3 protein-coding genes are annotated in these 8,179 nt (G+C 41.0%); all 3 read left to right on the top strand.

Translation table 11 applies throughout. From position 1 onward, the window contains the following. Window positions 1–187 precede the first annotated feature (187 nt). The 3 genes from QUA25_RS21675 (at window position 188) to QUA25_RS21665 (ending at window position 8,121) form a co-directional block, all read left to right on the top strand. The gene (locus QUA25_RS21675) at window positions 188–334 is read left to right on the top strand and encodes a hypothetical protein (RefSeq protein ID WP_333041203.1); all 147 of its coding nucleotides are present in this window, start codon (window positions 188–190) and stop codon (window positions 332–334) included. Between the two features lie 129 nt (window positions 335–463). Further along, on the top strand, window positions 464–7,093 hold the full coding sequence (locus QUA25_RS21670; RefSeq protein WP_333041207.1) for an AAA family ATPase: 6,630 nt from the start codon (window positions 464–466) through the stop codon (window positions 7,091–7,093). Further along, window positions 7,090–8,121, top strand: coding sequence for a response regulator (locus QUA25_RS21665; RefSeq protein WP_333041202.1), 1,032 nt, complete (start codon window positions 7,090–7,092; stop codon window positions 8,119–8,121). The genes QUA25_RS21670 and QUA25_RS21665 overlap by 4 nt, the downstream gene beginning before the upstream one ends. Window positions 8,122–8,179 lie beyond the last annotated feature (58 nt).

Here is an 8,179-nt window from a genome sequence, read left to right as displayed (position 1 = left end):
AGGTTTCATCCTATTTTACCTTTTTTGGTCTACCCCCTTGACAATTTGCACTTTTTCTTAACTTGTCACAAATGAGCGGTGATTATCGGCATTCTTCTGTCACATTACTGGGAATTAATAATAACGATGGCAAGCTAATGTATTAATTATAGGAGGATTGAGCATTCCTAAAGTCCGATCGGCAATTGTGAAAGTCCTAACCCAAGAGTCGTATAAACAAAGGGCGATCGAGATGCAAGAGGCGATCGGGCGATCGGGCGGAGTCAAGCGCGCCGCTGACATTATCGAACAGGTTGTGTTGACTGGGAAGCCTGTCTTGGCTTCTAAAATCTAAAATCTCAGATGTGGAGTCAAATCTAAAATCTAAAATCTAAAATCTAAAATCGACTGATGGCTCACGCACATCTGGTGTGAGGAGCAAATTTATGCTATGTTCAACTGCAAAGTTGACAGCGGTATGAATATGCTGACTCTTCCGGGCGTTGAAATCACAGAGCTCATCTACGAAAGCGCAAACTCCCTGGTTTACCGAGCATTCCGACAACCCGACAGTCTCCCCGTTGTCCTCAAAATCCTCAAAGAAAATTATCCCACGCCCCAAGAACTCGCCCGCTATCGCACAGAGTATAAAATTACACAATCTCTGAATCTGAGTGGCTGTATAAAAGCCTATGATTTGCAGCCATATCAAAACACGCTGGTGATGTTTGTCGAGGATTTTGGTGGCGAATCCTTGAAAATTTGGATGCAGCAGCAAAAATTTAGTATTGCAGAATTCTTGCGAATTGCGATCGCCACCACAGAAAGTTTACAACAAATTCACAGCGCCCACATCATTCACAAAGACATTAACCCTTCAAATATTGTCTTCAATCCAGCTAGCGGCGAACTCAAAATTATCGATTTTGGCATTTCCACGCAGTTGACGCGGGAGAATTACACCATCAAAAATCCCAACATTTTAGAGGGAACTCTTGCTTATATGTCGCCGGAACAAACCGGCAGAATGAATCGAAGTTTAGATTACCGCACAGATTTTTATTCCCTGGGCGCTACCTTTTACGAACTGCTGACAAACAAATTGCCTTTTGACACTAACGATGTGCTGGAATTAGTACACAGTCATCTCGCTAAACAGCCCTTATCTCCCTGTGACGTGAATGCCGAAATTCCGCAAATTATTTCCGATATTGTGATGAAGTTGATGGGGAAAAATGCTGAGGAGCGGTATCAAAGTGCGATCGGAATAAAAGCGGATTTAGAAGAATGTTTAAATCAACTGCACAGCCATAACAATATATCAGTTTTTACCCTAGGGAGTCAAGATATTTCTAACCGTTTTCAAATTCCACAAAAACTTTATGGCAGAGAGCGACAAATTGATAGCTTACTGACAGCTTTTGCACGAGTCAGCGGACAAGGGCAAGATGCCACAGCCACAAGTTCAATGATGTTGATTTCGGGATATTCCGGTATCGGGAAATCAGCTTTGGTGCAAGAATTATACAAACCGATTACTCAACAGCGCGGTTATTTTATCTCCGGTAAATTCGACCAATATCAGCGCAACATTCCCTACAGCGCAATTATCAATGCTTTTCAGGATTTAGCCAAACAACTGTTAGCAGAAAGCGCAGCAAATCTCAAAGAATGGCGGGAAAAATTATTAGACGCATTGGGAATCAACGGTCAAGTCATGATTGATGTAATTCCTGAAATTGAATTAATTATCGGCAAGCAACCCGCGCTACCCGAATTGGGTGCGGCAGAAGCGGAAAACCGCTTTAATTTTGTGTTTCAAAACTTCATTAAAGTTTTTACCAAACCCGAACATCCTCTCACGATATTTATAGACGATTTGCAGTGGGCTGACGGAGCATCTCTGAAACTGATGCAACTGCTGCTCGGCGCTTCGTCAACGGGACTATTTTTAATTGGGGCCTATCGGGATAACGAAGTTTCTGCAGCTCATCCGTTAATGCTAACGATTGCAGAGATTATCAAAACAGGGGCAAATGTCGATCGCATTTTCCTGTCACCTTTGGATTTAGCCTCTGTTACTCAACTAATTTCAGATGCCCTGAATTGTCAGGAAGCAAGAGTCAACTCCCTTGCCGAGTTAGTCTTTTTCAAAACGGGTGGGAATCCTTTCTTTATGAATGAATTTCTCAAATCGCTTTATACAGAAGGGCTATTACAATTCGACTTTACCTCCAGGGCTGTTTCATTCTCAGAAAAACCAGGGTTTTGTAGGGGCGGTGCCCCCGTGTCCGCCCAGCCGATAGACGAGGGCGATTCCCTACGGGATAGCTTCGCTGCGCGTGGGGAGATTGCCCCTACAGGGCTTTCAGATATTGGGGCAACCACGGGGGGATTGCCCATACAAGAGAATGAAACAGACCAGTCTTACCAAGAGGGGAGCCAGGGGAGTTGGCAGTGGGATTTAGATAAAATTCAAGCGAGAAATTTCACTGATAATGTTGTCGAATTGATGGCTGGCAAAATTAAACAACTGTCACAGAATACGCAGGAAACGTTAAAGATAGCAGCCTGCATTGGCAATCAATTCGATCTGAAAACCCTCGCCTCACTTTGCGGAAAATCTGTGGGACAAACGGCGGATGAGTTGTACGCAGCCGTTGCTGAAAATTTAGTCGTGTTGCTGGGGAACATGGGAGATATGGAATTAGAAATTGCAGGGAAATTACCCAAGTCCCAATTCCTAGAATTCAAATTTGTCCATGACAGAATTCAGCAAGCGGCGTATTCGCTAATTTCCGAACAGGATAAGCCGATTTTGCATCAAAAAATTGGGCGGTTTTTGCTGCAAAATAGCCTCGTAGATGACAGTCCAAATGCTTATTCTACAGAAGAAAAAATTTTTGAAATTGTCAATCAACTAAATTTCGGTTGCGATCTAATTTCCCATCAGCGAGAAAGAGATGAACTGGCTCAGTTAAACCTGATAGCAGGTCAAAAGGCTAAAGCATCAACTGCTTATGAAGCAGCGTTTGAGCATTTTAATGTTGGTCTAAAAATGTTGAGTACAGATAGTTGGAAAAATTCCTATAACTTAACTTTGTGCCTCTATGAAGAAGCAGTAGAGACAGCCTATCTAATAGGTAATTTTATCATAATGAATAAGTTATCAGAGATTGCATTAAAATCTACAGGAATAGTAATTTCAAAAGCAAAAATTTACGATGTGATTATTCAAGCTCATATGTCTCAGGGTAACTTTAAAGAAGGAGTGCAAACAGGTTTATTTTTTCTTAATTTATTAGGAATTAATTTGCCAGAACAGCCAAAATTTGAGGATATTAAAAAGGGTTTTGAAGAAACAAATACACTGTTAAAGGGACGGAAAATAAAAGAATTATTTGAGTTGCCTGAAATGACGCAACCAGAAGCTAGAACCGCTTTATTTATTTGTTCAAGAATGATAGGTACTACCTATTTAACTAATCCTGATTTAATGACACTAATTGTTTTAGCTAATGTCAATTTATCCATCAAATACGGAAATTCAATCTGGTCTGCTTTTGCTTATGCAGCCTACGGCGTTGTTTTGTGTGGAATTGTTGTAGATATTGAGGCAGGTTATGAATTCTCCCAATTCGCCTTAAAGTTAATAGAACGCTTTAATGCTCGCCAAGTTAAGGCTAGAGTTTTAGATGCTTTTGGCAATCACATTATACATTGGAAAAAGCATCTAAAAGAAAGTAGAGAAATTTTACTTGAAGCTTATTATAGTGCAGTGGAAACAGGAGATTTTGAATTTATTGGTTATGCTTTATTCGATCGCTGCTTTAATTCATATTCAATGGGTTATGAACTTGTGGCACTAGAACAGGAAATAATAAATTATTGTGAAATTCTTAGCAAGAATCGACAAAAAAGTAGCTTTAATTGGGTATTAATGTATTTACAAATTGTTCGTAATTTACAAAAAAAATCTAAAAACACTCTTGATTTAAATAGTGATAATTACAATGAAGACGAGTTTTTATCTATACATCAAGCTACTCAAGATAAACAAGGTTTAGCTTTATTTTATTTAAATAAATTAATTTTACACTATTTATTTGATGAAGCTCATCAGGCAGCAAATAATGCAGTAATAGCAGAACAGTATTTAATTGGTGTGACAGGAATGGTTGCTGTTCCTATTTTTTATTTTTATGACTCTCTCGCGCATTTAACTATATTTAATAAATCTTCAAACTCGGAACGAAATGCTATACTGAATCGCGTGAATAGCAGCCAAGAGAAAATGCGTACGTGGGCGCATCATGCTCCCATGAATCACTTGCATAAATTTTATTTAGTAGAGGCACTTCGGAGTGAAGTTTTGGGTCAAGTTGTGGAAGCAATCGACTATTACGATCGCGCCATCTCCCTCGCCAAAGAAAACGAGTACATCCACGAAGCCGCTCTCGCTTACGAACTCGCTGCCAAGTTCTATTTATCCAGGGGGAAAGAATTAACAGCCAAAGCTTATATGCAGGAATCCTGTTACTGCTATCAACTCTGGGGTGCGGAGGCTAAAGTTAAAGATTTAGAAACGCGATATCCGCAATTATTTACGCTCGATCGACCTGCAAGTAAAAAAAGTTCAACTACATCTACTACGAACAGCCGTTCTAGTTCTTCCTTGGATATCGCTACAGTCATGAAAGCTTCTGAAGCAATTGCTGGGGAAATTGTACAGGATAAATTACTGTCCAGATTGATGAAAATTTTGATTGAAAATGTCGGAGCTCAAAAAGGGTATTTACTTTTAGAAAGTCAAGGCAAATTGCTGATTGAAGCTGAAGGTGCAGTGAACGACGAACGGATAACGGTGCTGCAATCTGAACCAGTTGAAAATTGCCAGAAACTTTCCGAAACAATTATCAATTATGTCGCCCGAACCAAAGAAAATGTGGTTTTAAATAATGCCCCTCGTGAAGGCAATTTTACGAATGATTCTTACATCAAAGCTCGTCAGCCCAAATCTATTTTGTGTGCTGCTTTGATGAATCAAGGTCAACTGGCTGCTATTGTTTATCTCGAAAATAACCTCACGACACAAGCTTTTACTCCCGAACGTTTAGAAGTTTTGCAATTGCTATCGGGACAAGCGGCGATCGCACTTACCAATGCTAAACTCTACGCGGAAGTCAAGGAACGCGAAAACCGACTGACTCAATTTATCGACGCTATGCCAATTGGGGTAGCCGTGCATGACACCACCGGGCAAATTACCTACGCAAATCAGACAGCACATCAACTAAGTGCTATTCCTACAATACCCGAAGCAAATACTGAGAAACTAGCAGAAGCTTGTCAACTTTATCTAGCGGGAACTAACGAGTTATATCCGACCGCACAAATGCCAATCGTGCGTTCTCTGGCGGGTGAAACGATCAAAGTAGATGATATCGAGTTCCACCGACCTGATAAGATTGTTTCTTTAGAGGTTTCTAGCACTCCAATTGTTGACGAAACAGGTAAAATTAATTATGCGATCGCCACATTTCAAGATATCACCGAGCGCAAACAAGCAGAAAAAGTTTTAGCTGATTACAACCGCACTTTAGAACAGCAAGTGAGCGATCGCACTCTCGAACTCCAGCGAGAAATTATCGAGCGACAACGAGCCGAACACGCAGCACAAGAAGCCAACCGAGCAAAAAGCACATTCCTCGCAAATATGAGCCATGAATTGCGGACTCCCCTCAATGCAATTCTGGGTTTTTCCCAACTGTTGAATCGCGGTTCTAACCTATTGCAGGAACAGCAAGAACACCTGGATATTATCACCCGCAGTGGAGAACATTTGCTCGGACTGATTAACCAAGTATTAGATTTATCCAAAATTGAAGCGGGGCGCACGACTCTCAACCCGACAAATTTTGACCTCCACCGCCTACTGGACGACATCGAAAATATGTTCCAACTGCCGGCCGAAAATAAGGGATTGCAGTTCTTAGTCGAACGGATGTCAGACCTTCCCCAATATGTGCAAACTGATGAAATTAAATTGCGCCAAATCTTGATTAACTTGATTTCTAACGCGATTAAATTCACATCGAAAGGTGGCATTTATGTGAAAATTAAAAATCAGGATTTTGATCGGCAAATCTGCTTTGAGATAGAAGACACGGGAGAGGGAATTGATGGTAGTGAATTAGACAAGCTTTTTGAAGCTTTTGTGCAAACAAAAACAGGAGAAGAATCGCAACAAGGAACAGGATTAGGTTTAACTATCGCACGTTCTTTTGTGCAGTTAATGGGAGGTGAAATGACAGTCAGTTCTCGTGCGGGAGGCGGTACTATCTTCAAATTTGACATTAAAGTTAATGCAGTTGAAAGTACCGATCGCCAACGGGAACAGCCAACTAGACGAGTTATTGCGATCGCACCGAATCAACCCCGCTATCGAATTCTCGTTGCAGACGACGCTTTTGACAACCGCCAATTGCTACTTAAACTGCTTTCCGCGATCGGTTTAGAAGTCTACGAAGCCAAAAATGGGAGAGAAGCAATAGAAAAGTGGGAGCAATATTCGCCGCACTTAATCTTTATGGATATGCGGATGCCGGTGATGGATGGGTATGAAGCAACCAAACAAATTAAAGCCAAAGCATCATCAAGATCCCCCCTTGTTAACGGCGGCGGGGGTATCGAAAGTCAAGCAACAGCAATTATTGCTATAACAGCAAGTAGTTTTGAGGAAGAGAAAGCTCTTATCCTTTCTACCGGGTGCGAGGATTTTATTTGCAAACCGTTTAGAGAAGCAAATATATTTGATGCTCTGCACAAACATATCGGAGTGCAATTCGTTTTTGAAGAACAAAATGCTGCGCCCAATTTCACAGAAAATGAAATAAATGTATTGACAAAAACCGCTTTTTCTGAATTGCCTCCGGAGTTAGTAGCCAATCTCCAGCAAGCCATTAGCAACCTCGATGTCGAACAGATGCAAGCAGTCATCAGTCAAATTCGCGAAATCAATCAGCCCTTAGCTAGGGCAAGCGCAGCTTGCATTAAAAATTTTCAGTACGAACAGTTGCTAAATTTAATACACACATTGAGGGATGAGACATGAACAAAAACCTCAGTTTTACCTGCCACGAAAGTATTTTAGTTGTTGATGATTGTCCTGAGAACTTAAAACTTTTAAGCGGGATACTATCGGCGGCTGGGTATAAAGTTCACCTGGCTCCCAGTGGGAAATTAGCTCTTAACTTTATCAATGCCAACTTACCAGACTTAATTTTACTCGATATTATGATGCCTCACATGGATGGCTACGAAGTCTGCAATCAGCTCAAATCTACTCCAAAAACTCAAAACATCCCAATAATTTTTATCAGCGCTTTGCAAGAAATTTTTGATAAAGTAAAAGCCTTTTCTGTGGGCGGAATAGACTACATTACAAAACCTTTTCAACAACAAGAAGTTTTAGTTCGCGTCGAAAATCAATTGCGTCTGAGAAGGATGTCTAAACAACTCATAGACCAAAATATTCTCGAAGAGCGCAACCGCATGGCGCGGGAAATTCACGACACTTTAGCGCAAACTTTTGCAGGTATTATCATACATTTGGGAGCCGCAGAACGGGTAATATCAGCCAATCCCGAACAAGCACAAGTACACATGAAAACAGTCTGCGAACTGGCTCGCTCTGGTCTTACTGAAGCGCGGCGATCCGTAGAATCTTTGCGCCCGCAACTGTTAGAAGATGGCGATTTGTATAGCGCCCTCAACCAAATTGCTAAACAAATGTCATCAGATACGGATACGCGCACTATTTTTGAAGTGGTTGGCACGGCATATTTCCTACCATTAGAGGTAGAAAATAATCTGTTGCGGATCGGGCAGGAAGCATTAACAAATGCTTTTAAATATGCCAAAGCTACGGCGATAAAAATTGAGTTTGTTTACGAAATATCCAAGTTTATTTTGCGGGTGCAAGACAACGGACAGGGCTTTGATACGGAAAGTATCGGTTTTAGGAATGGCTTTGGTTTATTGGGAATGAGAGAACGCGCCGATCGCATTAACGCGCAGCTAACAGTAAACAGCCGCCCCGGAAACGGAACAGAAGTTATAGTTTCAGTTAATTGCCAGTAAAGTAAGGTGCACATTTCGCACCATACATAGTAAATTTGTAGTGAGAGCTTCATTTTTT

The organism is Microcoleus sp. Pol17C6 (assembly GCF_036701145.1).
Taxonomy (GTDB): domain Bacteria; phylum Cyanobacteriota; class Cyanobacteriia; order Cyanobacteriales; family Microcoleaceae; genus Microcoleus.
The sequence above is the reverse complement of the archived record's forward strand: the minus strand, read 5'-3'. Positions and strand labels throughout refer to the sequence as shown.

What these genes read in the sequence shown, in the direction of transcription:
- QUA25_RS21670 (WP_333041207.1), top strand. Translation starts at nt 464, where the DNA reads ATGCTGACTCTTCCGGGCGTTGAAATCACAGAGCTCATCTACGAAAGC.
- QUA25_RS21665 (WP_333041202.1), top strand. Translation starts at nt 7,090, where the DNA reads ATGAACAAAAACCTCAGTTTTACCTGCCACGAAAGTATTTTAGTTGTT.